At 68.0% G+C, this 24603-nt stretch carries 22 protein-coding genes; 20 read left to right on the plus strand and 2 right to left on the minus strand.

Annotated features, from left to right (window positions below; translation table 11 throughout):
• Positions 1-77: 77 nt before the first annotated feature.
• The 8 genes from ahcY (at position 78) to AC5Y47_RS02930 (ending at position 8152) form a co-directional block, all read left to right on the plus strand.
• Positions 78-1550, plus strand: coding sequence for an adenosylhomocysteinase (gene ahcY / locus AC5Y47_RS02895; protein WP_499941765.1), 1473 nt, complete (start codon positions 78-80; stop codon positions 1548-1550).
• A gap of 33 nt (positions 1551-1583) precedes the next feature.
• Positions 1584-1796 carry a hypothetical protein gene (locus AC5Y47_RS02900; RefSeq protein WP_499941767.1) on the plus strand — a complete coding sequence of 71 codons (213 nt, stop codon included), beginning with the start codon at positions 1584-1586 and terminating at the stop codon, positions 1794-1796.
• Entirely contained in the window at positions 1790-2422 is a 633-nt protein-coding gene (locus AC5Y47_RS02905) for a dTMP kinase (protein WP_499941769.1), read from the plus strand. The genes AC5Y47_RS02900 and AC5Y47_RS02905 overlap by 7 nt, the downstream gene beginning before the upstream one ends.
• A gap of 80 nt (positions 2423-2502) precedes the next feature.
• The gene (gene mtrA, locus AC5Y47_RS02910) at positions 2503-3189 is read left to right on the plus strand and encodes a two-component system response regulator MtrA (protein ID WP_065160645.1); all 687 of its coding nucleotides are present in this window, start codon (positions 2503-2505) and stop codon (positions 3187-3189) included.
• Between the two features lie 25 nt (positions 3190-3214).
• Entirely contained in the window at positions 3215-4909 is a 1695-nt protein-coding gene (gene mtrB, locus AC5Y47_RS02915; RefSeq protein WP_499941771.1) for an MtrAB system histidine kinase MtrB, read from the plus strand.
• Positions 4909-6666, plus strand: coding sequence for an MtrAB system accessory lipoprotein LpqB (gene lpqB / locus AC5Y47_RS02920; RefSeq protein WP_499941773.1), 1758 nt, complete (start codon positions 4909-4911; stop codon positions 6664-6666). The genes mtrB and lpqB overlap by 1 nt, the downstream gene beginning before the upstream one ends.
• A 9-nt stretch (positions 6667-6675) precedes the next feature.
• Positions 6676-7494, plus strand: a complete 819-nt coding sequence (locus AC5Y47_RS02925; protein WP_499941775.1) for an LmeA family phospholipid-binding protein — start codon at positions 6676-6678, stop codon at positions 7492-7494.
• Between the two features lie 136 nt (positions 7495-7630).
• Complete coding sequence (locus AC5Y47_RS02930) at positions 7631-8152, plus strand: hypothetical protein (RefSeq protein ID WP_499941777.1); 522 nt, start codon at positions 7631-7633, stop codon at positions 8150-8152.
• A 6-nt stretch (positions 8153-8158) separates the two neighbouring features.
• On the opposite strand, the gene AC5Y47_RS02935 is transcribed toward AC5Y47_RS02930, so the two are convergent.
• On the minus strand, positions 8159-9013 hold the full coding sequence (locus tag AC5Y47_RS02935; RefSeq protein ID WP_499941779.1) for a L,D-transpeptidase: 855 nt from the start codon (positions 9011-9013) through the stop codon (positions 8159-8161).
• Between the two features lie 152 nt (positions 9014-9165).
• Here AC5Y47_RS02935 and AC5Y47_RS02940 point away from each other — a divergent pair, with 152 nt between their 5' ends.
• From AC5Y47_RS02940 to mddA, 6 genes are all read left to right on the plus strand, one after another.
• Positions 9166-9798 carry a ComF family protein gene (locus AC5Y47_RS02940; protein WP_499941781.1) on the plus strand — a complete coding sequence of 211 codons (633 nt, stop codon included), beginning with the start codon at positions 9166-9168 and terminating at the stop codon, positions 9796-9798.
• 287 nt (positions 9799-10085) lie between these two features.
• On the plus strand, positions 10086-10784 hold the full coding sequence (hpf, locus tag AC5Y47_RS02945; RefSeq protein WP_499941783.1) for a ribosome hibernation-promoting factor, HPF/YfiA family: 699 nt from the start codon (positions 10086-10088) through the stop codon (positions 10782-10784).
• A 98-nt stretch (positions 10785-10882) separates the two neighbouring features.
• Positions 10883-13717, plus strand: a complete 2835-nt coding sequence (gene secA, locus AC5Y47_RS02950; RefSeq protein ID WP_499941784.1) for a preprotein translocase subunit SecA — start codon at positions 10883-10885, stop codon at positions 13715-13717.
• Positions 13718-14066: 349 nt separating this feature from the next.
• Complete coding sequence (locus tag AC5Y47_RS02955; protein ID WP_499941786.1) at positions 14067-14807, plus strand: hypothetical protein; 741 nt, start codon at positions 14067-14069, stop codon at positions 14805-14807.
• 31 nt (positions 14808-14838) lie between these two features.
• A complete protein-coding gene (locus tag AC5Y47_RS02960; protein WP_499941788.1) occupies positions 14839-16398 on the plus strand; it encodes an HD domain-containing phosphohydrolase in 1560 nt (519 codons plus the stop codon).
• A gap of 54 nt (positions 16399-16452) precedes the next feature.
• Positions 16453-17202 (plus strand): methanethiol S-methyltransferase, encoded by a 750-nt coding sequence (mddA, locus tag AC5Y47_RS02965; RefSeq protein WP_499941789.1) that lies wholly within the window; start codon positions 16453-16455, stop codon positions 17200-17202.
• Between the two features lie 2 nt (positions 17203-17204).
• Here the strand turns inward: mddA and AC5Y47_RS02970 are convergent, their stop codons facing one another.
• Entirely contained in the window at positions 17205-17684 is a 480-nt protein-coding gene (locus tag AC5Y47_RS02970; protein ID WP_499941791.1) for an Rv3235 family protein, read from the minus strand.
• A gap of 191 nt (positions 17685-17875) precedes the next feature.
• On the opposite strand from AC5Y47_RS02970, the gene AC5Y47_RS02975 reads away from it, so the two are divergent.
• The 6 genes from AC5Y47_RS02975 (at position 17876) to AC5Y47_RS03000 (ending at position 24381) form a co-directional block, all read left to right on the plus strand.
• Positions 17876-19294, plus strand: coding sequence for a WS/DGAT/MGAT family O-acyltransferase (locus AC5Y47_RS02975; protein WP_499941793.1), 1419 nt, complete (start codon positions 17876-17878; stop codon positions 19292-19294).
• Positions 19295-19307: 13 nt separating this feature from the next.
• Positions 19308-20171 carry a polyphosphate kinase 2 gene (gene ppk2 / locus AC5Y47_RS02980; RefSeq protein WP_499941795.1) on the plus strand — a complete coding sequence of 288 codons (864 nt, stop codon included), beginning with the start codon at positions 19308-19310 and terminating at the stop codon, positions 20169-20171.
• Positions 20168-20680 (plus strand): DUF6912 family protein, encoded by a 513-nt coding sequence (locus AC5Y47_RS02985; protein WP_499941797.1) that lies wholly within the window; start codon positions 20168-20170, stop codon positions 20678-20680. The genes ppk2 and AC5Y47_RS02985 overlap by 4 nt, the downstream gene beginning before the upstream one ends.
• Before the next feature lie 71 nt (positions 20681-20751).
• Complete coding sequence (locus AC5Y47_RS02990) at positions 20752-21900, plus strand: ferredoxin reductase (protein WP_499941798.1); 1149 nt, start codon at positions 20752-20754, stop codon at positions 21898-21900.
• A gap of 91 nt (positions 21901-21991) precedes the next feature.
• Entirely contained in the window at positions 21992-23272 is a 1281-nt protein-coding gene (locus AC5Y47_RS02995) for a fatty acid desaturase family protein (protein ID WP_499941800.1), read from the plus strand.
• A gap of 44 nt (positions 23273-23316) precedes the next feature.
• Complete coding sequence (locus tag AC5Y47_RS03000) at positions 23317-24381, plus strand: AraC family transcriptional regulator (protein ID WP_499941802.1); 1065 nt, start codon at positions 23317-23319, stop codon at positions 24379-24381.
• Positions 24382-24603 lie beyond the last annotated feature (222 nt).

A 24603-nucleotide genomic window follows, 5' to 3' on the forward strand; every position in this document is an offset into this window, starting at 1 on the left:
CAGTGGCTGAGGATCAAACCTCGGCGCTGTAGCCGCCTGCCTTTTTCACAAGCCCGCACGAAGGATGAAACACGACCATGACCACGACCGAAAATTCGCTGACCCCCGACGTCGTCAACGGCATCGATTTCAAGGTCGCCGACCTGTCGCTGGCGGATTTCGGCCGCAAGGAACTCGACCTGGCCGAGTACGAGATGCCCGGCCTGATGTCGCTGCGCCGGGAGTACGCCGAGGTGCAGCCGCTGAAGGGGGCCCGCATCTCGGGGTCGCTGCACATGACCGTGCAGACCGCGGTGCTGATCGAGACCCTGACGTCGCTGGGCGCTGAGGTCCGGTGGGCGTCCTGCAACATCTTCTCCACCCAGGACCACGCGGCCGCGGCCGTCGTCGTCGGCCCACACGGCACGCCCGAGGAGCCCAAGGGTGTCCCGGTGTTCGCCTGGAAGGGCGAGACGCTGGAGGAGTACTGGTGGTGCGCCGAGCAGATGCTCACCTGGGAGGGCGAGCCGGCCAACATGATCCTGGACGACGGCGGCGACGCCACCATGATGGTGCTGCGCGGCATGCAGTACGAGAAGGCCGGTGTGGTCCCGCCCGCCGAGGAAGACGACTCCGCGGAGTGGAAGGTCTTCCTGAACCTGCTGCGTAAGCGCTTCGAGACCGACAAGGAGAAGTGGACCAAGATCGCCGAGTCGGTCAAGGGCGTCACCGAGGAGACCACCACCGGCGTGCTGCGGCTCTACCAGTTCGCCGCCGCCGGCGACCTGGCCTTCCCGGCGATCAACGTCAACGACTCGGTGACCAAGTCCAAGTTCGACAACAAGTACGGCACCCGGCACTCGCTGCTCGACGGCATCAACCGCGGCACCGACGCGCTGATCGGCGGCAAGAACGTGCTGATCTGTGGCTTCGGCGACGTCGGCAAGGGCTGTGCGGAAGCCGCCAAGGGTCAGGGCGCGCGGGTGGCTGTCACCGAGATCGACCCGATCAACGCGCTGCAGGCGCTGATGGAGGGCTACGACGTGGTGACCGTCGAGGACGCGATCGCCAACGCCGACATCGTGGTGACCTCGACCGGCAACAAGGACATCATCACCCTCGAGCACATGAAGGCCATGAAAGACCACGCGATCCTGGGCAACATCGGCCACTTCGACAACGAGATCGACATGGCCGCGCTGGAGCGCTCGGGGGCGACCCGGCTCAACATCAAGCCGCAGGTCGACAAGTGGACCTTCGGCGAGACCGGCCGCTCGATCATCGTGCTCTCCGAGGGCCGGCTGCTGAACCTGGGCAACGCCACCGGGCACCCGTCGTTCGTGATGAGCAACAGCTTCGCAAACCAGACGATCGCGCAGATCGAGCTGTGGACCAAGAACGACGAGTACGACAACGAGGTGTACCGGCTGCCCAAGCACCTGGACGAGAAGGTGGCCCGCATCCACGTCGAGGCGCTCGGCGGGAAGCTGACCAAGCTGACCAAGGAGCAGGCCGAGTACCTCGGCGTCGACGTCGAGGGCCCCTACAAGCCCGACCACTACCGCTACTGAGCCCGGTCGCTCTATCGCGAGCGTCACGCCAGCGTGGCAACCGACCGCGAGCGTCACGCCAGCGTGACGGCTGACACCGAGCGTCACGCCAGCGTGACGGCTGACACCGAGCGTCACGCCAGCGTGGCAACCGACACCGAGCGTCACGCCAGCGTGGCAACGGACACCGAGCGTCACGCCAGCGTGGCAACCGACACCGAGCGTCACGCCAGCGTGACGGCTGACCGGCGGGCGGCGCGGTGCTGATCGCGATCGAAGGCGTCGACGGCTCGGGCAAGCGGACGTTAACCGAGGGCCTACGCAGGTCTTTCGAGGCGGCCGGCAAGTCGGTGGCCACGTTGGCGTTCCCGCGCTACGGGCGCTCGATCACCGCCGACCTCGCAGCCGAGGCGCTACGCGGAGCCCACGGCGACCTGGCCGAGTCGGTATATGCGATGGCGACGCTGTTCGCGCTCGACCGCGCCGGGGCTGTCGGGGAGATCCAGGCGCTCACCGCCGAACACGACGTGCTGATCCTGGACCGCTACGTCGCCTCCAACGCCGCCTACAGCGCGGCACGCCTGCATCAAGATGCGGCCGGCGAGGCGGTGGCCTGGATAAGGCAGATCGAATACGAGCGCCTGGGGCTGCCGCGCCCGGACTGCCAGATCCTGCTCGCGGTACCCGCCGAACTCGCCGACCAGCGCGCCCGCAGCCGCGCCGAACAAGATCCGCAACGGGCCCGGGACAGCTACGAACGCGACGACGGACTGCAGCGGCGAACCGGCGCGGTGTACGGGGAGCTGGCCGCCGCGCAGTGGTGCGGACGCTGGCTGGTGGTCGACGCCGACGTCGATCCGGAGGCCTTGGCGGCCACTTTGACGGTCGTTTAGCACAAAATCGCCTCGATTTGTCCTCATCAATCACGAAACGCCCGTGTGGCGCGACAGTTTTGTCCTGATCTGGTGACACCATGGAGGCCATGAGGCAAAGGATTCTGGTCGTCGACGACGACGCTTCGCTGGCCGAGATGCTCACCATCGTGTTGCGTGGGGAGGGTTTCGACACCGCGGTGATCGGTGACGGTACTCAGGCCCTGACCGCGGTGCGTGAGTTGCGCCCCGATCTGGTGCTGCTGGACCTGATGCTGCCCGGCATGAACGGTATCGACGTGTGCCGGGTGCTGCGTGCCGATTCGGGGGTGCCGATCGTCATGCTGACCGCCAAGACCGACACCGTCGACGTGGTGCTGGGTCTGGAATCCGGCGCCGACGACTACATCATGAAGCCGTTCAAGCCCAAGGAGCTGGTGGCGCGGGTGCGGGCGCGGTTGCGCCGCAACGACGACGAGCCGGCCGAGATGCTGTCCATCGCCGATGTCGACATCGACGTGCCGGCCCACAAGGTCACCCGCAACGGCGAGCAGATCTCGCTCACCCCGCTGGAGTTCGACCTGCTGGTCGCGTTGGCGCGTAAACCGCGCCAGGTGTTTACTCGTGATGTGCTGCTCGAACAGGTGTGGGGATACCGGCACCCGGCGGACACCCGCCTGGTGAACGTGCACGTCCAGCGCCTGCGCGCGAAGGTCGAGAAGGACCCCGAGAACCCGACCGTGGTTCTGACCGTTCGAGGAGTGGGATACAAGGCCGGACCTCCGTGATGCCGGCTTGGAGAGCGCGGCATAGGTGATCTGGCGCTCCCCGCGACGTAGTAGAGGCCGTTGGGGGCGTTCGGGACCCCTGCCCCGCGGTATGAGCGCGTTGAGTCGCGCCGTCGCCGTCGTTTGGCGTCGATCGCTGCAGCTGCGCGTGGTCGCCTTGACCATCGGTCTTTCGCTGGCGGTGATCCTGGCCTTGGGCTTCGTGCTCACCAGCCAGGTCACCAACCGTGTGCTCGACATCAAGGTCAAGGCCGCGATCGACCAGATCGAGCGGGCCCGCAACACCGTCACCGGGATCGTCAACGGCGAGGAAACCCGCTCCCTGGACAGCAGCCTGCAGCTGGCCCGCAACACGCTGACATCGAAAACCGATCCGGCCTCCGGCGCCGGGCTGGCCGGCGCTTTCGACGCGGTGCTGATGGTGCCCGGCGACGGCCCGCGGGCCGCGTCCACCGCCGGGCCCGTCGACCAGGTGCCGAACGCGTTGCGCGGCTTCGTCAAGGCCGGTCAGGCCGCCTACCAGTACGCCACCGTGCAGACCGACGGCTTTTCCGGACCAGCGCTGATCGTCGGGACGCCGACGTCGTCGCGGGTGGCCAATCTGGAGCTGTACCTGATCTTCCCGCTGGCCAACGAGCAGGCCACCATCTCGCTGGTGCGCAGCACGATGGCGACCGGCGGCGTGGTGCTGCTGGTGCTGCTGGCCGGCATCGCACTGCTGGTCTCTCGTCAGGTGGTGAACCCGGTGCGCTCGGCGTCGCGGATCGCCGAGCGGTTCGCCGAAGGGCATCTGTCCGAGCGGATGCCGGTGCGCGGTGAGGACGACATGGCCCGGCTGGCGGTGTCGTTCAACGACATGGCCGAGAGCCTGTCCCGCCAGATCACCCAGCTCGAGGAGTTCGGCAACCTGCAACGCCGGTTCACCTCGGACGTCAGCCACGAACTGCGCACCCCGCTGACCACCGTGCGCATGGCCGCCGACCTGATCTACGACCACGCCGACGACCTGGACCCGACGCTGCGGCGCTCCACCGAGTTGATGGTCAACGAGCTCGACCGGTTCGAGAGTCTGCTCAACGACCTGCTGGAGATCTCCCGCCACGACGCCGGGGTGGCCGAGTTGTCCGTCGAGTCGGTCGATCTGCGCACCACCGTGAACAGCGCGTTGGGCAATGTCGGGCACCTGGCCGAGGACGCGGGCATCGAGTTGCTGGTGGACATGCCGACCGAGGAGGTGATCGCCGAGGTGGACGCGCGCCGGGTGGAACGCATCCTGCGCAACCTGATCGCCAACGCGATCGACCACGCCGAGCACAAGCCGGTGCGGATCCGGATGGCCGCCGACGAAGACACCGTCGCGGTCACCGTCCGCGACTACGGCGTCGGGCTGCGCCCCGGCGAAGAGAAGCTGGTGTTCAGCCGGTTCTGGCGCTCGGACCCGTCGCGGGTGCGCCGCTCCGGCGGCACCGGGCTGGGACTGGCGATCAGCATCGAGGACGCGCGGCTGCACCAGGGCCGGCTCGAGGCCTGGGGAGAGCCCGGCGAGGGCGCCTGCTTCCGGCTGACCCTGCCGTTGGTGCGCGGGCACAAGGTGACCACCAGTCCGCTGCCGATGAAACCGATCCCGCCCACCTCCGGGCAGCCGAGCCCCCAACCGTTGACCCCGACGGGCCCGCAACCGATCACCCGCCACCGCGAGCCCGCGGAGTGGAGCGTGTGATGCGTACGATCCTGGCCCTGCTGATGACCGCTGTGGTGCTGGCCGGATGCGCGAGCGTGCCCAGCTCCTCGGCGCCGCAGGCCATCGGCACCGTCGACCGCCCGGCGCCGTCGAATTTGCCCAAACCCACCCCGGGCATGGATCCCGACGTGTTGCTGCGCGAGTTCCTCAAGGCCACCGCCGACCCGGCCAACCGGCATCTGGCGGCGCGCCAGTTCCTCACCCAGTCGGCCTCCAACGGCTGGGACGACGCCGGTAGCGCGCTGCTGATCGACCACGTCGTGTTCGTGGAAACCCGTGGCGCCGAACGGGTTTCGGCGACCATGCGGGCCGACATCCTGGGTTCGCTGTCCGACGTCGGGGTCTTCGAGACCGCCGAGGGGCAGCTGCCGGACCCGGGCCCGATCGAACTGGTCAAGACCCCGGGAGGGTGGCGCATCGACAAGCTGCCCAACGGCGTCTTCCTGGACTGGCAGCAGTTCCAGGCCACCTACAAACGCAACACGCTGTACTTCGCCGACCCCACCGGCAAGACGGTGGTGCCCGATCCGCGCTACGTGGCGGTCTCCGACCACGACCAGCTGGCCACCGAGCTGGTGTCCAAGCTGCTGGCCGGTCCCCGCCCGGAGATGGCGCACACGGTACGCAACCTGTTGGCGCCGCCGCTGCGGTTGCGCGGTCCGGTGACCCGCGCCGACGGCGGCAAGAACGGCATCGGCAAGGGTTACGGCGGCGCGCGCATCGACCTGGAGAAGCTGACCACCACCGACCCGCACAGCAGGGCATTGCTTGCCGCGCAGATCATCTGGACGCTGGCCCGCGCCGATATCCGCGGCCCGTACGTGATCAACGCCGACGGCGCCCCGCTCGACGACAGGTTCGCGCAGGGCTGGAACACCTCCGACGTCGCGGCCACCGACCCGGGTGTGGCCGACGGCGCGGGCGCGGGTCTGCACGCCCTGGTCAACGGGTCGTTGGTCGCCCTGGACGGACAGCAGGTCACCACGGTGCCCGGCGCGTTCGGGCGGATGGGCGACCAGACCGGGGCGGCGTTGTCGCGCAGCGGGCGGCAGGTGGCGTCGGTGGTGACGTTGCGCCGCGGCGCCCCGGACATGGCCGCGTCGCTGTGGATCGGGGATCTCGGGGGCGAGGCGGTGCAGTCCGCCGACGGGCACAACCTGTCGCGGCCCAGCTGGTCACTGGACGACGCGGTGTGGGTGGTGGTCGACACCAACAACGTGCTGCGCGCGATCCAGGAACCGGCGTCGGGTCAGCCGGCGCGCATCCCGGTGGACTCCACCGCGGTGTCCAGCCGCTTCCCGGGTCCGATCACCGACCTGCAGCTGTCCCGCGACGGCACCCGCGCGGCCATGGTGATCGGCGGCCAGGTGATCCTGGCCGGTGTCGAGCAGACCCAGGCCGGCCAGTTCGCCCTGACCTATCCGCGCCGGCTGGGCTTCGGTCTGGGCACCTCGGTGGTGTCGTTGTACTGGCGAACCGGCGACGACGTCGTCGTCACCCGCAACGACGCCACCCATCCGGTGTCCTATGTCAATCTCGACGGGGTGAACTCCGACGCCCCGTCCCGCGGCCTGCAGATCCCGTTGTTCGCGATCGCCGCGAACCCGTCCACGGTGTATGTGGGCGGCCCGCAGGGCGTGCTGATGTACTCGGCGTCGGCCGCCGAATCCCAGCAGGGCTGGTCGGAGGTGGCCGGCCTGATGATCGGGGGAGCGGCCCCGGTGTTACCGGGGTAATCACGGTAGATGCCGAAGGTTCCGTTCCTGCGTTGGGATGACCCGTTCCGCGCCCTGGAGGCGCTGGCGTCGCTGTGGTCGTCCACCGGGTTGCCGGCAGTGGGCGCGCAGGCTGCCGCCGTGCCCTACAAGACGTTGTTCGCCACGCTGCAGCAGCTACTCGTCGGCAAGGAACTGACGGTGCGCATCGGTGAGCACGACGTGGTGCTCACCGTGACCGAGCTGGAGTCCGATCTGGACCCGCAGGGTCTCCCCGTCGGTCAGCTGGGCGAGGTCCGGGTGGCCGCCCGCGACATCAAATGGGACGACAACCGGCTGCAGAGCGCCGTTGCCGTGCTGCACAACGTGCACATCCGGCCCGGGGTCCCGCCGATGGTGGTGGCGGCTCCGGCGAACCTGTCCTCCGAGCTGTCCGAAGAGGTCTTCGACGACGTGTTGCGCCAAGCGGCGCCGCAGTTGCGCAGCGAGTTGGGTGAGCACGGGACCGCGCGACTGCGCTGGGCGCGGCAACCGGCGCTGGGCGGTCTGGAGGTCGACGCCGACGTCACCGGGAACACGCTGTGGCTGCGCCCCCGTGCCGTCGTCGCCGGACACCGCAGGTGGAAGCTGCCGGTGCGGACCCCGTCCTACCGGGTGCCGTTGCCGGAACTGCCGCTCGGCCTGATGATCACCGGCGTCGAGCTGTCGCCGGAGGGTCTGCGGGTGTCCGGACTACTGCCGGAATGGCGCATGGAGCTGCCGCTGCGGGCGCTGGAGGAGCTGATCACCCGGCTGAGCCAGGGCGCGCTGAGCTTCAGCTGGCCGTCGCTGTGGTGGGGTTCGGACTGATCGAAGTCACCGTTCAGCCAACTCGAGGTCACGGCACGGCGCGAGCTGCGTATCGGTTCGGCAACTGATGTTTGCCCAGGTCTGAGCGGTCGATACGGTTCGGGGACCATCGGGCACGAGCAAGGAGAAATAGGCGTTGCGGAGCTTGGAGCGATTCAGCGTTGCGGTTGCGGTCAGCGCCGGCCTGTGCGGAGCCGCCTTGGCGCTGAGCCCGGACGGATCGGCCACGCCGTTGCGGACCGGCGGTGCCGGGTGCGTCGACCAGCTGACGGGAGTGGTCCCCGCGGCGCCGATCGCGCCGATGGCCCTGCCCGGACCGGTGGCCGGGGCGGTCCCGGTGGTGCCGGTAGTGCCCGCCGCGCCCCCGGTCCTACCGCCGGTGCCGGTGGCACCGGTGGTGCCCGCCGCGCCGATCGTGCCGGTCGCCGGGGCGGGCGCGCTGCCCGCCGACGGGGTGCCCGCCGCTCCGGTGACCAAAGCGGCCGGCACGGGCAAGGGTGCGCCGATGAGTCCGCCGCCGGCGCAGGCCGCCGCGCCCGTGGTGCTGCCCGGCCCGGTGCTGTCAGCGGAACCTCCGGCTGCGCCCATCCCCGCCACGCTGACCGGTTCGACCATGGCGGCCGCCGGTTGTGCGGCCATCCCCGGCCTGGCGCGCTAACGCGGGCTACGAGGGCGGCAGCTGACGCACCTTGTCGGCTTCCTTGTCTCCCGCTCTGCTCACCCCCTGCTCCACGATCACCGGGTCACCGACATTGACCGTGTCGAAATACCACTCCGCGTCGGCGGGACTCAGGCTGATGCAACCGTGGCTGACGTTCTCCAGGCCCATCGCCGGAACCGCCCACGGAGCCGAGTGCACGAACAGGCCCCGGTTGGTGATGCGCACCGCGTAGTCCACCTTGAGCTGGTAGCCGTCCGGGTCGTCGACGGGGATGCCCACCGAACTCGAATCCATGATCACCGAGCGTTCTTTGGCGAGCACGCTGTAGGTGCCCACCGGGGTCGCGAACTCCGGCCGGCCCATCGACGCCGGCAGCACCCCTTCCTCACCGAAGTGCGGCCGGTGGTGCGGCGCCGGCCGCGGGCCCGCCGCTGCGTCGTCGATGCGCACGGTGAACGTGTGATTGGTGATGTCGGCCACGCCGACGACCTTCGGGCCGGTCTGGAACTCGGTGCGCAGGCCGCCCACCGACAGCATCACGGTGCTGTGGGCCGGCCAGTAGCGGTCCGGAACCCATTGCACGACGTTGCTGTCGAGCCACTCGAACCTGCCGGACATCGCCGGCACCGACTTCACCTCGATGGCACGCTCGGTCGCCTGCCGGTCGGTGACGGGACCGCCGAACGTCACCACCAGGGGATGCGCGACCCCTACCACCGCCCCGCGCGCCGGTAGCACCGAGGCGATGTCGAAGTGGGCCTGCTCGTGCACCGCCGTCAGCGTCACGCCGGCCTGCCCGGTGCACACCGTCGCGGTGATCCCGAGGATCACGACCAGTGACCGTATTGCCGCCCGCATCGTGCTCTCCCAACATTCGAGTCTGTCGTCGCACGGATCGTAGGGCGCGCCGCAACGGCGAATAGGTAAGCGCGCGTGCGCTTTCGGTCAGGGTTTGATTACAGCTCGGTCTCCGGTCGGGACATGTCAGTCCCGGTGGCCAGACTGGGGTAATGCTCGACCTCGTGTTGCCGCTGGTGTGCGGCGGCTGCGCAGCGCCCGGGACGCGCTGGTGTGCGGCGTGCGCCCGCGAGCTGTCGGTGGCCGCCGGGGAACCGCAGCTGGTCAGTCCGCGGGTGGATCCCGACGTGCCGGTCTTCTCGCTGGGCCGCTACGCCGGCGCGCGGCGGCAGGCGATCCTCGCGCTCAAGGAGCGGGGCCGGGGCGACCTCGTCGCGCCGTTGGCGTACGCACTGGCCGTCGGGGTGCACCGGCTGCTGGTCTGGGGGATGGTCGGCACGCCGTTGACGCTGGTGCCCGCCCCGACCCGGTGGTCGGCGGCGCGGCGGCGCGGCGGCGATCCCGTCGCGCGGGTGGCCAGGGCCGCCGTCGCCGGCAATCCCGACATCCACGTCGTCGCGGCACTGCGGATGCGGGCGTTGGTGCGCGACTCGGTGGGCCTGGGCACCTCGGCGCGCGAACGCAACGTGGCCGGGCGGGTGCTGTTGCGCGCCCCGGTGCCGCGCGGTGAGGTGCTGGTCGTCGACGACGTCGTCACCACCGGCGCAACGGCCGCCGAGTCGGTCCGCGTGCTGCAGGCCGCGGGCGTCGTGGTGGCGGGGGTGCTGACGCTGGCGGCAGCGTGAGCGGTAGCGGCGAGCGGTGAATTCAAAGAACTCGCAACAGGTTTGCGAATTGAGTGGCACGGTGAGGCGAACACGGGCTAACGTCGGAAGCAGATTCGACGACTTACGTCGCGATATTGCCCGAGTTCCGCGGTACCCGCGGTAGGAGGTGAGTATTCGATCTCTTGCTCCGGCGGGCAGCCTGCGACGGTGGCTTCCACAGACCCGTTCTTACCCCGTCGGCGCGTATTGCCATTGCCGGGCACGCATGGTGCGTGTGACGTGAAAAGAGAAACGAGTTGTCAACAATGTCAAGGCTTTCCGTTGATTCCCAGCAAGTGCTAGACACGGTGGACTCTGCAGGAACCGAAGACCAGACCGAACCGACGGCCGGCGCGGATATCGTGTTCAAGGGCCGCAACGTCGAGATCCCCGACCACTTCCGGGTCTACGTCTCACAGAAGCTCGCCCGTTGCGAGCGGTTCGACAAGACCATTTACCTTTTCGACGTCGAACTCGACCACGAACGCAATCGCCGTCAGCGCAAGGCCTGTCAACGCGTCGAGATCACCGCCCGCGGTCGCGGTCCGGTGGTCCGCGGCGAGGCCTGCGCCGACAGTTTCTACGCCGCGCTGGAATCGGCCGTCGTCAAACTCGAGAGCCGGCTGCGCAGGGGCAAGGACCGCCGCAAGGTGCACTACGGCGACAAAACCCCGGTGTCGCTGGCCGAGGCCACCGCGGTGGTACCGCCGGAGAACGCGTTCAGCGCCACGCCGACCGAGGCCCACGATCACGACGGTGTCGAGCCGGAACAGCACGACCACGCACCCGGACGAGTGGTGCGTACCAAAGACCACCCGGCCAAACCGATGTCGGTCGACGACGCGCTCTACGAGATGGAGCTGGTCGGGCACGACTTCTTCCTGTTTCTGGACAAGGAGACCGACCAGGCGTCCGTGGTGTACCGCCGGCGCGGCTACGACTACGGGTTGATCCGCTTGGCTTGAGGACCGGGGTCCGGCAGCGGGGCTTCACCTACGATGGGGATCGCTCGTAAAGAAGAAGACTCCTATCTACAGGGGAACACCCCAAAGGGGACAACACTGTGCTGTCGAGATTGCTGCGCCTCGGTGAAGGTCGCATGGTCAAGCGCCTCCAGAAGGTGGCCGACTATGTCAACACGTTGTCCGACGACGTCGAGAAACTCAGCGATGCCGAGCTCAAGGCCAAGACCGACGAGTTCAAGAAGCGCCTGAAAGAGGGCGAAGACCTCGAGGACCTGCTGCCCGAAGCGTTCGCCGTGGCCCGCGAGGCCGCCTGGCGGGTGCTCGACCAACGTCCGTTCGACGTGCAGGTCATGGGCGCGGCCGCCCTGCACCTGGGCAACGTCGCCGAGATGAAGACCGGTGAAGGCAAGACGCTGACCTGTGTGTTGCCGGCCTATCTCAACGCGCTCGCCGGCAAGGGCGTGCACGTCGTCACCGTCAACGACTACCTGGCCAAACGTGACAGCGAGTGGATGGGCCGGGTGCACCGCTTCCTGGGCCTGGAGGTCGGGGTGATTCTCGCGCAGATGACGCCGGAGGAGCGGCGGGTCGCCTACGGCGCCGACATCACCTACGGCACCAACAACGAGTTCGGCTTCGACTATCTGCGCGACAACATGGCGCATTCGCTGGACGATCTGGTGCAGCGCGGCCACAACTTCGCCATCGTCGACGAGGTCGACTCCATCCTGATCGACGAGGCCCGCACCCCGCTGATCATTTCCGGTCCGGCCGACGGCGCGTCCAACTGGTACACCGAGTTCGCCCGGATCGCGCCGTTGATGGAAAAGGACGTCCACTACGAGGTCGACCTGCGCAAACGCACCGTCGGGGTGCACGAGAAGGGTGTGGAGTTCGTCGAGGACCAGCTCGGCATCGACAATCTGTACGAGGCCGCCAACTCGCCGCTGGTCAGCTACCTCAACAACGCGCTGAAGGCCAAGGAGCTGTTCAACCGCGACAAGGACTACATTGTCCGCGACGGCGAGGTGCTGATCGTCGACGAGTTCACCGGCCGGGTGCTGCTCGGCCGCCGCTACAACGAGGGCATGCACCAGGCCATCGAGGCTAAGGAGCACGTCGAGATCAAGGCCGAGAACCAGACGCTGGCCACCATCACCCTGCAGAACTACTTCCGGCTCTACGACAAGCTCGCCGGGATGACCGGCACCGCCCAGACCGAGGCGGCCGAGCTGCACGAGATCTACAAGCTGGGCGTGGTGTCGATCCCCACCAACAGGCCGATGATCCGCACCGACCAGGGCGACCTGATCTACAAGACCGAAGAGGCCAAGTACATCGCGGTGGTCGACGACGTCTCCGAACGCTACGAGAAGGGCCAGCCGGTCCTGATCGGCACCACCAGCGTGGAGCGCTCGGAATACCTGTCCCGGCAGTTCACCAAGCGCCGGATCCCGCACAACGTGCTCAACGCCAAGTACCACGAGCAGGAGGCCGGCATCATCGCCGAGGCCGGCCGTCGTGGCGGCATCACCGTGGCCACCAACATGGCCGGCCGTGGTACCGACATCGTGCTCGGCGGCAACGTCGACTTCCTCACCGACAAGCGGCTGCGGGAGCGCGGCCTGGATCCGGTGGAGACGGCCGACGAGTACGAGGCGGCCTGGCACGAGGAGCTGCCCAAGGTCAAGGACGAGGCCGCGGCGGAGGCCGAGGAAGTCGTCGAGGCCGGCGGGCTGTACGTGCTGGGCACCGAACGGCACGAGTCGCGGCGTATCGACAACCAGTTGCGGGGTCGCTCCGGACGGCAGGGTGACCCGGGGGAGTCGCGGTTCTACCTGTCGCTGGGCGACGAGTTGATGCGGCGGTTCAACGGGGCCGCGCTGGAGTCGATGCTCAACCGGCTGAACCTGCCCGACGACGTGCCGATCGAAGCCAAGATGGTCACCCGGGCGATCAAGAGCGCCCAGACCCAGGTCGAGCAGCAGAACTTCGAGATGCGCAAGAACGTCCTGAAGTACGACGAGGTGATGAACCAGCAGCGCAAGGTCATCTACGCCGAGCGCCGCCGGATCCTGGAGGGCGAGAACCTGGCCGAGCAGGCCAAGGAGATGCTGACCGACGTCATCACCGCCTACGTCGACGGTGCGACCAGCGAGGGCTACGCCGAGGACTGGGACCTGGACGCGCTGTGGACCGCGCTGAAGACGCTGTACCCGGTGGGCATCAGCCACGAGTCGCTCACCCACCACGACGAGGACTCCGAGTGCGACGACCTGACCCGCGAGGAACTGCTCGAGGCGCTACTCGAGGACGCTGAAAAGTCTTACGCCGCAAGAGAAGCCGAACTGGAAGGCATTGCCGGCGAGGGCGCGATGCGCCAGTTGGAGCGCAACGTGCTGCTCAACGTGATCGACCGTAAGTGGCGCGAGCACCTCTACGAGATGGACTACCTCAAAGAGGGCATCGGGCTGCGGGCGATGGCCCAGCGCGACCCGCTGGTCGAGTATCAGCGCGAGGGCTACGACATGTTCATGGCCATGCTTGACGGCATGAAGGAGGAGTCGGTCGGCTTCCTGTTCAACGTCAGCGTGGAGGCGGTCCCGGCCCCGCAGGTCGAACTCGCCCCGGTCGAGACGCCCGAAGGTTTGGCGGAGCTGGATGCCGACGACAAGCCCGATACTCCGGCGCCCCAGCCGGCCCTCAAGGAGCCGGTCAGTACGTTGCGGGCCAAGGGAATTGACAACGAGGCTCCCGCGCTGACCTACACCGGACCCTCGGAGGACGGTTCGGCGCAGGTGCAGCGCAACGGTGGCGCGGCGGCCAAGACGTCGGCCGGTGCGGCGGCGGGAGGCACTCGCCGGGAGCGGCGTGCCGCGGCGCGGCAGCAGGGGCGTGGCGCCAAGCCGCCGAAGTCGGTCAAGAAGCGCTAGCGGCTGCGCCTGCCGCCGCCGGGTGTGCGGCTGGCCGCGCGTTGGCGAGGCGCTCGCCCGTCGTCGTTGCGGTCACGCTAGCGTGACGCTCGGCGCTCGGCGCCACGCTAGCGTGACGCTCGGCGCGCTCCGCTGCCGGCGAGTGTGCAGCCAGCCGCGCACTGGGCGTCGAGTGTCGGCAGGCCGCGCATTCGCGAGGCGCTCGCCCGTCGTCGTTGCGGTCACGCTAGCGTGACGCTCGGCGCTCGGCGCCACGCTGGCGTGACGCTCGGCGCGTCCACCAGCGCCCGAGCAAGTTGAGGCAGTCGCCTCATGTGCCGCGACGGCCCACGCGCGCACCCTGCTACCCATGACGCACACACCTTTCGATGCCGCCACGGCCGTCCTGCAAAACCCGACCCTGCCCGACGGAGACGACGAGCGATTCGTCGGCTTCGGAGTGATGGGCCTGCCATTCGCCAGCGGCCACTACCTGGCGCTGCGGCACTTCCCCAAAGCGACGTTCGCCCCGGCATACAAGTCGGTCTGGCACCGCGACCCCGCCGGCATCTGGACCTTCTACGCGACGACGTGCGGTGCGCAGAGCTGCGCGCGCTACTTCAGCTCGGCGACCCCGCAGGACGCGGTCCAGTGCGACATCACCGTCGAATGGCTCAGCCCCTGGTCGCTGCACGTCCGCATCCCCGGACTGCTGGAGTGGCAACTCGACATCCGCTCCACGCTGTCGACGCGGCTGATGAGCGCCGTCGGCTCCCGGCTGCCGGGCGGCACCTGGACGAACCGGCCGGCATTGGGCGCGTTGAGCCGGGCGGCCGGTCTGGCGCTGGGCGCCGGACAGGTGCGGCTGGCCGGCACCGCGCCCAACGGGCAACGATTCATGATCGCCCCGCGACAGCTGTGGGCGGTGTCGCGATCCCACGCCGTCCTGCAGGGCACCGACCTCGGCCCGGTGGGCCCGTTGCCAACTCAGGCGCGCCTGGCGGGTTTCCGGCCGCCGCAGCGGGGCCTGTTCGTCGTCGGCTCCGGGCACTTCGAACGCTTCGACGCCGACCGCCACCACGCCGTGCGGCGCACTGTCTTGATCGACTGACGCGCCCACAATAGGAGCCCACAATAGGAGCATGGTGCCCGCCACCGACCCGTCTTCGCTGCCGACCCGCGCCGAGTTGCTCGCGGCTTTGTCGGTGGCGATCGACCTCGGCCTGGGTCAGCCCGCCGAACACATGCTGCGGGCCGCCCTGATCGCCACCCGCCTCGCCGACAGACTGGGCCTGCCAGCGCAACAACGCGACAGCGCGTACTACACCACGCTGATCATGTGGATCGGCTGTCACGCCGACTCCCACGAGTACGCGCAGTGGTTCGGCGACGACATCGGTGTGCGCCATGACTCCTACCTGGTCGACTGGTCCGGCCTGCCCTATATGCGTTTCCTGATCGGCAACATCGGCCGCGGCCAGCCGCTGCTGCAGCGGGTCAGCATGATGGCGACACTGCTGGTCAATGCCCGCGGTCAGATATCGCGAATGATCCACTCGCACTGCGCATCCGCGGCGCTGCTGGCCGACCGGCTCGGTCTGGGTGCCGACGTGCAGACGGCCTTGGCGTGCGCGTTCGAACGCTACGACGGCGGCGGCCTGCCGACCGGCGCCCGCGGCGACGGAATCCCGATCCAGATGCGCGTCGCCCAGGTCGCGGAGATGGCCGAGGTGCACCATCGCACCTACGGCGTCCAGGGTGCGGTGGCGATGGTGCGGGCACGTCGCGGTGGCCAGTTCGATCCGCAGGTCGCCGACATGTTCCTGCAACACGCCGAGGAGATCCTGGACGGTCCGCCCACCGGGGACGTGTGGGAGACGGCGTTGCGGGCGGCGCCGGACCGTCATCACCGGCTCGATGACCAGACGTTGGACACGTTGCTGGTCGCACTGGGTGACTTCGTCGACCTCAAATGTCCGTTCACACTGGGGCATTCGCGGGCGGTGGCGCGGCTGGCCGGGGACGCCGCCGTCGCCGCCGGTCTCGACGACGACGCGGTGACGCTGACCCGCCGCGCCGGTCACGTCCACGACGTGGGCCGCATCGGGGTCTCGAATCAGCTCTGGTCGCGCCCGGGTTCCCTGACCTCGGCCGAGTTCGAGCGAGTCCGGCTGCATCCGTACTTCACCGTGCGGATCCTCAACCAGGTGCCCGGGCTGCGGCAGCTTGCCGAGGTCGCCGGCAACCACCACGAATGCCTGGACGGCTCGGGGTACCCCCGGGGTCTGCCCGGCAGCGCGCTGGGCCCGCCCGACCGTATCCTCGCCACCGCCGTCAGCTACCAATCCGCTTGCGAGCCAAGGCCGTACCGCAAGGAGATGCCGCCGGACGCGGCGGCCCGGCGGCTGCACGGACGGGTGCAGACCGGTGAGCTCGACCCAGTCGCCGTCGAAGCGGTGTTACACGCCGCGGGGCATCGCGCGCAACGGCCGCAGTTGCGTCCGGACGGCCTCACCCCACGCGAGGTCGAAGTGCTGTGCCTGGTCGCGCGCGGATCCTCCAACAAGGAGATCGCGGCGGAACTGGTGATCAGTGAGAAGACAGCCCGCAACCACGTCGAGCGCACCTACGCCAAGATCGGTGTGTCCAACCGCATCGGCGCAAGCATGTATGCGCTGCGGCACGGATTGGTGAACTCGTAATGATGGGGCAACCGCCTCATGCGCCGCGGCCCCCATCCGGCACACACTCGGGTTATGAAGCGATACTTGACAATTGGTTACGGCACGCTCAGTTATCTGATCTTTCTGGGCGCTTTCGGTTACGCGGTCGTCTTCGTGGGCGCAATCCTGGTGCCGCGCAACGTCGATCACGGAATCGCCGCGTCCCCGGGACAGGCGCTGGCAATAAATGTGGCGCTGCTGGGCGTCTTCGGCGTCCAGCACAGCGTGATGGCGCGGCCGGCATTCAAACGGTGGTGGACGCGCTGGGTGCCGCCGTCGATCGAACGCAGCACGTACGTGTTGCTGGCTAGTGCGGCCCTGGTGCTGTTGTTCTGGCAGTGGCGCACCCTGCCGGCGCTGGTGTGGGACGTGCGCTCACCGGCCGTGCGGTTGCTGCTGTGGGCGTTGTTCTGGCTGGGATGGGCACTGGTGTTGGCCTCGACCTTCATGATCAACCATTTCGACCTGTTCGGGTTGCGGCAGGTGTATCTGGCCTGGCGCGGAAAGCCTTACACCGAACTGGGTTTCCGCACCCACCTGCTTTACCGGCTGGTGCGACACCCGATTATGCTCGGATTCCTGGTCGCCTTCTGGGCGACGCCGACGATGACGGCCGGGCACCTGGTCTTCGCGATCGGCACCACCGCCTACATCCTGGTGGCGCTGCAACTGGAAGAGCGTGACCTGGTGGCCGCGCTGGGGGAGCAGTACCGTGACTACCGGCGCCGCGTGCCGATGCTGATCCCGCGCCCCGCTCACACCGAAACTGTTGTCCCGCAATAGGTTCAGCCGATGTGCAGCGCGACCACCAGCCAGCGGCCCGGCGTGGGCAGCTGTTCCACCCGGCAGGCGATCGCGTGCACCCGGTTGCCCCGGCTGTAAGTGCCGAACACCTCGGCGCTGGTGTCGCGTGAAGCGCTCGGCTGCAGCCGCATTCTGCGCAGTACCGCCGCACCGGACTGCCCGGCGATCCCTCCGCTCACTGCCAGGACGGAGTCGACGAGCTCCGGTGCCAACACCGTGCCCAGCTGGACGGCGGGGCGCCGGCGGTCGATGACTTCCAGCACGCGACGCAACGCAGCGTCGGCGAACATGGCCGCCTGACGCATCTGCGGGGACAGCGGCGTGGCGTCCGGTTGGTTGTGCGGGCGGGGACGGGCGGGGCGCATTGAGGCGTGCGATGATGATCCGCGCCGCGGGAGATTGCGCGTCGGGGGTTCGTACTCGATTACCGGCGTGACGGCGACAGTGGGCAACGGGCACACTCCAACTCGAACGGCAGACGAGCAGAGAGTGTCAGACAATCGGTGTCTTGGGTATTCAGTCGTCGGCCCTCATCCACAACACCGGCGGCGCGCACCCGGACAGTCGCGCACGCCCGTCGGTCGATACCGTGGCCGAGAGGTGTGTCCGATTTGCGAAATGCACGTCGACTCGAGCAGGGGGAGGTGGCCGTATGGTGACCAGGTTGTCCCCAGCCGACGCGTCCTTCTATCGGCGGGAGAACACCGCCACCCCGATGTACGTCGGCTCGCTGGCGATATTGCGCCGGCCTCGGTCCGGGCTCAGTTACGAGAAGTTGCTGGCCACCGTCGAACAACGGTTGCCGCAGATTCCGCGCTACCGCCAGAAGGTTCGCGAAGTCAAGGCCGGCATAGCCCGCCCGGTGTGGATCGACGACCGCGACTTCGACATCACCTATCATGTCCGGCGCTCGGCGCTACCGTCGCCGGGCAGTGACGAACAACTACACGAACTGATCGCGCGGCTGGCCGCCCGGCCGTTGGACAAGTCGCGGCCACTGTGGGAGATGTACCTGGTCGAAGGGTTGGCCAAGAACCGGATCGCGCTCTACACCAAGTCACATCAGGCCTTGATCAACGGCATGAGTGCGCTGGAGATCAATCACGTCATCGCCGATCGCAGCCGGCGGGCGCCGCCGTTCCCCGAGGACATCTGGATCCCCGAACGCGACCCGGGCACCACCCGGCTGGTGCTCGGGGCGATCGGCGACTGGATCGTCGGGCCCGGCGCCCAGTTGCAGGCCGTCGGGTCCGCGGTCGCGGGACTGATGACCAACTCGGCTCAGGTCGTCGATGCCGCCCGCCGCGTCGTCGACGTCGCACGCACCGTGGCGCGGGGCACCGCACCCAGCAGTCCGCTCAACGCCACCGTGTCCCGCAACAGGCGGTTCACCGTCGCGCGCGGCAAACTCGACGACTACCGCAGTGTGCGGGCGCGGTATGACTGCGACATCAACGACGTGGTGCTGGCGGTGATCGCCGGCGCGCTGAGCAACTGGCTGCTGTCGCGCGGCGAGGCCGTGCCCCAGACGGCGGTGGTGCGCGCGATGGCACCGCTATCGGTCTACCCCGACGACCAGCTCGATCCCTCCGGACCGGGTCAGGCGATGAGCGAGGTGACGCCGTTCCTGGTGGACCTGCCGGTCGGGGAGGGCAATGCGGTGGTCCGGTTGTCCCAGATCGCCCATGCCACCGAGTCGAATCCGACGGCGTCCAGCCTGGTGGACGCCAGAACCATCGTCACGTTGTCCGGTTTCGCGCCGCCGACACTGCACGCGATGGGCATCCGGGTGGCGACCAGCTTCCCGACGCTGTCCCGCCAGCCGTTCAACCTGCTGATCACCAATGCCCCCGGCGCGCAATCGCAGATGTACGTCGCCGGCACCAAGTTGCTCGAGACCTACGCCGTGCCGCCGTTGCTGCACAACCAGGCGTTGGCCATCAGCGTCACGTCCTACAACGGCACGCTCTATTTCGGGATCAATGCCGACCGCGACGCGATGAGCGACGTGGACCTGCTGCCGGGGCTGTTGCAGCAATCGCTGGACGAGTTGCTGGGAGCTTCGCGCTAGTAACATCCGTTGGGTGAGCACCCCGAGCAAGGCCGGCGCGCCGGCGAAGGCGAAGAAGAAGAAGTCGACCGCGCCCGATGTACGCAAGATCCCCAACGGCCTCTACGAAGCCGAATTGTTCAGGCTGCAAACAGAATTCGTGAAACTGCAGGAATGGGTGCGGCATACCGGTGCGCGGCTGGTGGTGATCTTCGAGGGTCGCGACGCGGCAGGCAAGGGCGGTGCCATCAAGCGGATCACCGAGTACCTCAGTCCCCGCATCGCCCATGTCGCGGCGTTGCCGGTGCCGACCGGCCGCGAACGTGGACAGTGGTACTACCAGCGCTACATCGCCCATCTGCCGACCAAGGGCGAGATCGTGCTGTTCGACCGGTCCTGGTACAACCGCGCCGGCATCGAGAAGGTGATGGGATTCTGCACGCCCCAGGAATATGCGCTGTTCTTGCGTCAGACCCCGCTCTTCGAGCAGATGCTGATCGACGACGGGATCCTGCTGCGCAAATACTGGTTCTCGGTGTCCGACGCCGAGCAGTTGCGCCGTTTCAAGGCGCGGCTCAATGATCCTGTGCGGCAATGGAAGTTGAGTCCGATGGATCTGGAGTCGGTGTACCGGTGGGAGGATTACTCGCGCGCCAAGGACGAGATGATGGTGCACACAGACACCCCGGTCAGCCCCTGGTACGTCGTGGAATCCGACATCAAGAAGCACGCGCGGTTGAACATGATGGCCCACTTGCTCTCCACCGTCGACTACACGGAGGTGGAGATCCCGAAGGTCAAGTTGCCCGCCCGCCCGGTCATCACCGGCAACTACCAGCGCCCGGCCCGTGAACTGCAGAAGTACGTCACCGATCACGTCGCGACGCTGATGCCATGACCCAGGTCTACATCCCGGCGACCCTGGCCATGCTGCAGCAACTCGTCGCCGAGGGTTCGTGGCGCCCGGTCAACGGAACCGCGTTCGCGGTCACGCCGGCCCTGCGGGAGTCCTACGCCGAGGGCGACGACGACGAGCTCGCCGAGGTGGCGCTGAGCGAGGCGGCGTTGGCGTCGTTGCGGTTGCTGGCCGACGAAGACGCGGGTTCGCTGCCGCGGCGCCGGGTGGTGCTGGCCGTCGAGGTCGACCTGGACGGCGACGGGGCGGCCTACCGGCCCGATCTGGACGACGCCGTGGTCCGAATCGCCGGCCCGGTGCAGCTGGACCGGGTGATCGCGGCGTACGTGGACAACGCGGCCGCCGAGCGGGCGGTGGCGGCGGCGATCGAGGTCATCGACGCTGCGGACCTGGGTGACGAGGATGCCGAACTGACCGTCGGCGACGCCCAGGATCACGATCTGGCCTGGTACGCCAACCAGGAACTGCCGTTCCTGCTCGAGTTCCTGTGACGCCTCGCTGGCTACGGAACCGTAACTTACGGTACCGTAGGTTGGGTGACCCGGGACCGCAGGACCTTTTCATGAGCACCAAACATGCGGCGCTGTCCGCCCGGGTGGTCAACACCAGTCCTCCCACGGTCGCCGGAGCCGACAAGCATCCCGGCTGGCACGCGCTGCGCAACCTCGCCGCGCGGATCACCACCCCGCTGCTGCCCGACGACTATCTGCATCTGGCCAATCCGCTGTGGTCGGCCCGCGAGCTGCGTGGCCGCGTCCTGGCGGTACACCGGGAGACCGAGGACTCCGCCACGCTGGTGATCCAGCCGGGCTGGGGCTTCAGCTTCGACTACCAGCCCGGCCAGTACATCGGCATCGGCCTGTTGGTCGACGGTCGCTGGCGCTGGCGCTCGTATTCGCTCACGTCGACTCCCGCCGCTACCGGCTCGAGTCCCCGGCGAACCATCACCATCACCGTCAAGGCCATGCCGGAGGGCTTCCTGTCCACCCACCTGGTGGCCGGTGTCGAGCCGGGCACCATCGTGCGGCTGGCCGCGCCGCAGGGCGAATTCGTGCTTCCGGACCCGGCGCCGTCGTCGATCCTGTTCCTCACCGCGGGATCGGGGATCACGCCGGTGATGTCGATGCTGCGAACGTTGGTTCGCCGCAACCAGATTGGTGACATCGCGCACCTGCACTCAGCACCCAACCGATCCGGCGTGATGTTCGGCGCCGAGCTCGCTGCGCTGGCCGACGAGCATGCCGGCTATCGACTGTCGGTGCGCGAGACGCGCGTGCGGGGCCGACTGGACCTGTCCCGCCTCGACGATGAAGTACCGGACTGGCGGGAACGCCATACCTGGGCATGTGGACCGGAAAGCATGCTCAACCAGGCCGAGAAGGTCTGGTCGGCGGCGGCGGTCGGGGATCGGCTGCACTTGGAGCGGTTCGCGGTGTCCAAAGCCGCCCCGGCGGGTGCGGGCGGGACGGTGACGTTCGCTCGCAGCGGTAAGAGCGTCGCCGCCGATGCCGCGACGTCGGTGATGGACGCCGGAGAAAACGCGGGCGTGCAGATGCCGTTCGGCTGCCGAATGGGTATATGCCAATCATGCGTGGTGGAACTGGTCGACGGGCACGTCCGTGACCTGCGCACCGGACGCGAGCACGACCCGGGGTCGCGAGTGCAGACCTGTGTGTCGGCCGCTTCCGGCAACTGCGTGGTCGACATCTAGAGTTACCGGCAGGTAACCTACGGTTACGTAGCTTACGATAACGTAGGTCCGGGTCCGCCAGCACGAAACGAAACGACGCAGGGAGAAGACGATGGCGATCACCGACGTCGACGTGTTCGCGCACCTCACCGACGCCGACATCGAAAACCTGGGCGTCGAACTGGACGCGATCCGCCAAGACATCGAAGACTCGCGCGGGGCCCGCGATGCCCGCTACATCCGCCGCACCATCGCCGGACAGCGTGCGCTCGAAGTGGCCGGCCGGCTGTTGCTGACCGCCGGCTCACGGCGTTGGGCGTGGTGGTCCGGAACCCTGACCCTCGGCGTGGCCAAGATCGTCGAGAACATGGAGATCGGCCACAACGTCATGCACGGCCAGTGGGACTGGATGAACGACCCCGAGATCCACTCCTCCACCTGGGAGTGGGACATGAGCGGGTCGTCGAAACACTGGCGCTACACCCACAACTTCGTGCACCACAAGTACACCAACATCCTGGGCATCGACGACGACGTGGGCTACGGCCTGCTGCGCGTGACCCGGGACCAGCGTTGGAAGCGCTTCAACGTATTCAATCTCGTCTGGAATACGTTGCTGGCGTTGCTGTTCGAATGGGGCGTCGGCCTGCAGCACGTGGAAATCGGCAAGATCGTCAAGAAGCGGATGGACCACGCCGAGGCCCGGCAACGCATCGACGAGTTCCTCGCCAAGGCGGGACGACAGGTGGTCAAGGACTACGTGGCCTTCCCGGCGCTGACGTCGTTGTCGCCGGGGGCGACGTACAAGTCCACCCTGAAGGCCAACGCGCTGGCCAACGTGATCCGCAACGTCTGGGCCAACGCCGTCATCTTCTGCGGTCATTTCCCCGACGGCGCAGAGAAATTCACCAAGACCGACATGGTCGGGGAGACCAAGGGCCAGTGGTACCTACGGCAGATGCTGGGCAGCGCCAACTTCGAGGGCGGCTGGTTGTTGCGGTTCATGAGCGGCAATTTGTGCCACCAGATCGAGCACCATCTGTACCCGGACCTGCCCAGCAACCGCTTGCACGACATCTCGCTGCGGGTGCGCGAAATCTGCGAGAAGTACGACTTGCCTTACACCACAGGTTCTTTCCTGGTGCAGTACGGACGGACCTGGCGCACGCTGGCGAAGCTGTCGTTGCCGGACAAGTACCTGCGCGACGACGCCGACAACGCTCCCGAAACACGCAGCGAGCGGATGTTCGCCGAGCTGGCACCGGATTTCGCGGGCACCGATCCGGCGACCGGCCGTCGGCGTGGCCTGAAGACGGCGATCGCCACCGTGCGTGGCTGGCGTCGCACCAAGCGGGCAGCGGCCGACGTGGTCGACGACGACGTGGCGGCCTGACCGGTTCGATTGCCGCGAGGGTCGCCCACGCTACCGTGGGAGACGTGCAGGTGTTCGCCGGCAACCAGGTCTCGCACTGGGATTTCCCGCGGAACATTGCCAGCGTCGCGCTGATGACCGAATTCGGTTGCGCGCAGGGACTTGTCGCGACGGACGTGCTCGAGGGATCCGGTTTGGCGGAAGCCGACCTGCACGACCACAACCGGATGATCGCCGGCCGCCAGGAGCTGGCGGTCGCCACGAACCTGGTCAACCGGCTCGGTGACGCCGCCGATCTCGGCGTGCGGGTGGGCAGCGGTTACCACGTCGGATCGTTCGGCATCTTCGGCTTCGCCTGCCTGACCAGCCTGACGCTGGGCGACGCGGTCCGGTTCGCCTTCCGCTACTACGAACTCAGTTACGGGTTCTGTCTGCCGACCGTCGGCGTCACGGACCAGCTTGCGACATTGCGGCTGGATCTGCCAGACCTCGACGGCCCGGTCGCGGACTTCCTGGTCCGGCGTGACCTGGCCGCGATCGCTCAGGTGATGACCGAGTTGCTGGGCCGCCCGGTCCCGTTCACGGCCATCGAATTCGCAAGTGCCGCACCGGCATCGGGTGATGGCGAGGTGCGCAGGAAATTCGGCATGACACCGCGCTATGACACGCCGGCCAACATGGTGAGCTGGCCGGCCGCACTGCTGGAGAACCGGTTGCCGCAGGCCAGCGAGATGAGCGTGGCCATCTGCGAGCAGCAATGCAACGCCCTGCTGGAACGCCGTCGACAACGCACCGGCGTCGCATTGCGGGTCCGGGAACGGCTCGCGTCGGTCGAGGGCAAGCCGCACACGATCGCCAGCGTCGCCCGGCATCTGGCGATGAGCGAGCGGACGCTGCGCCGCCGGCTGGCCGAGGAGAACACCACCTTCCGGGAACTGGCCGAAGAAGTCCACCGGGTGCTGGCCGAAGAACTGCTGGCCACCGGCGCGCTCACGGTCGAGGACGTCGCGCTGCGCCTCGGCTATGCCGAGGCGACCAGCTTCATCGCCGCCTTCAAGCGGTGGACCGGCACCACCCCGGCGCGGTATCAGCGTTCGGTGGCGCCGCGCGCGCGGTTGTTAGCCGTCTGAGCGGGTCTTGATGGTCTTGGCTGTTGAGCTGACGACTTTGATTGTGACGTCACGGCTTTGCGAGTGAAGATGGGGCGGGAAAATCGACGAATCCTCGCCCTGGCTTCACTCGCAACGCCCAGGTTTCACTCGCAACGCCCTGGCTTCACCCGCAACGCCCAGGTTTCACCCGCAAAGCCCCGTGGCCGCACCCCCAACGCCCCGTGGCCGGAATTATTGATT

The sequence above is a fragment of the Mycobacterium sp. NGS22 genome (assembly GCF_059813095.1).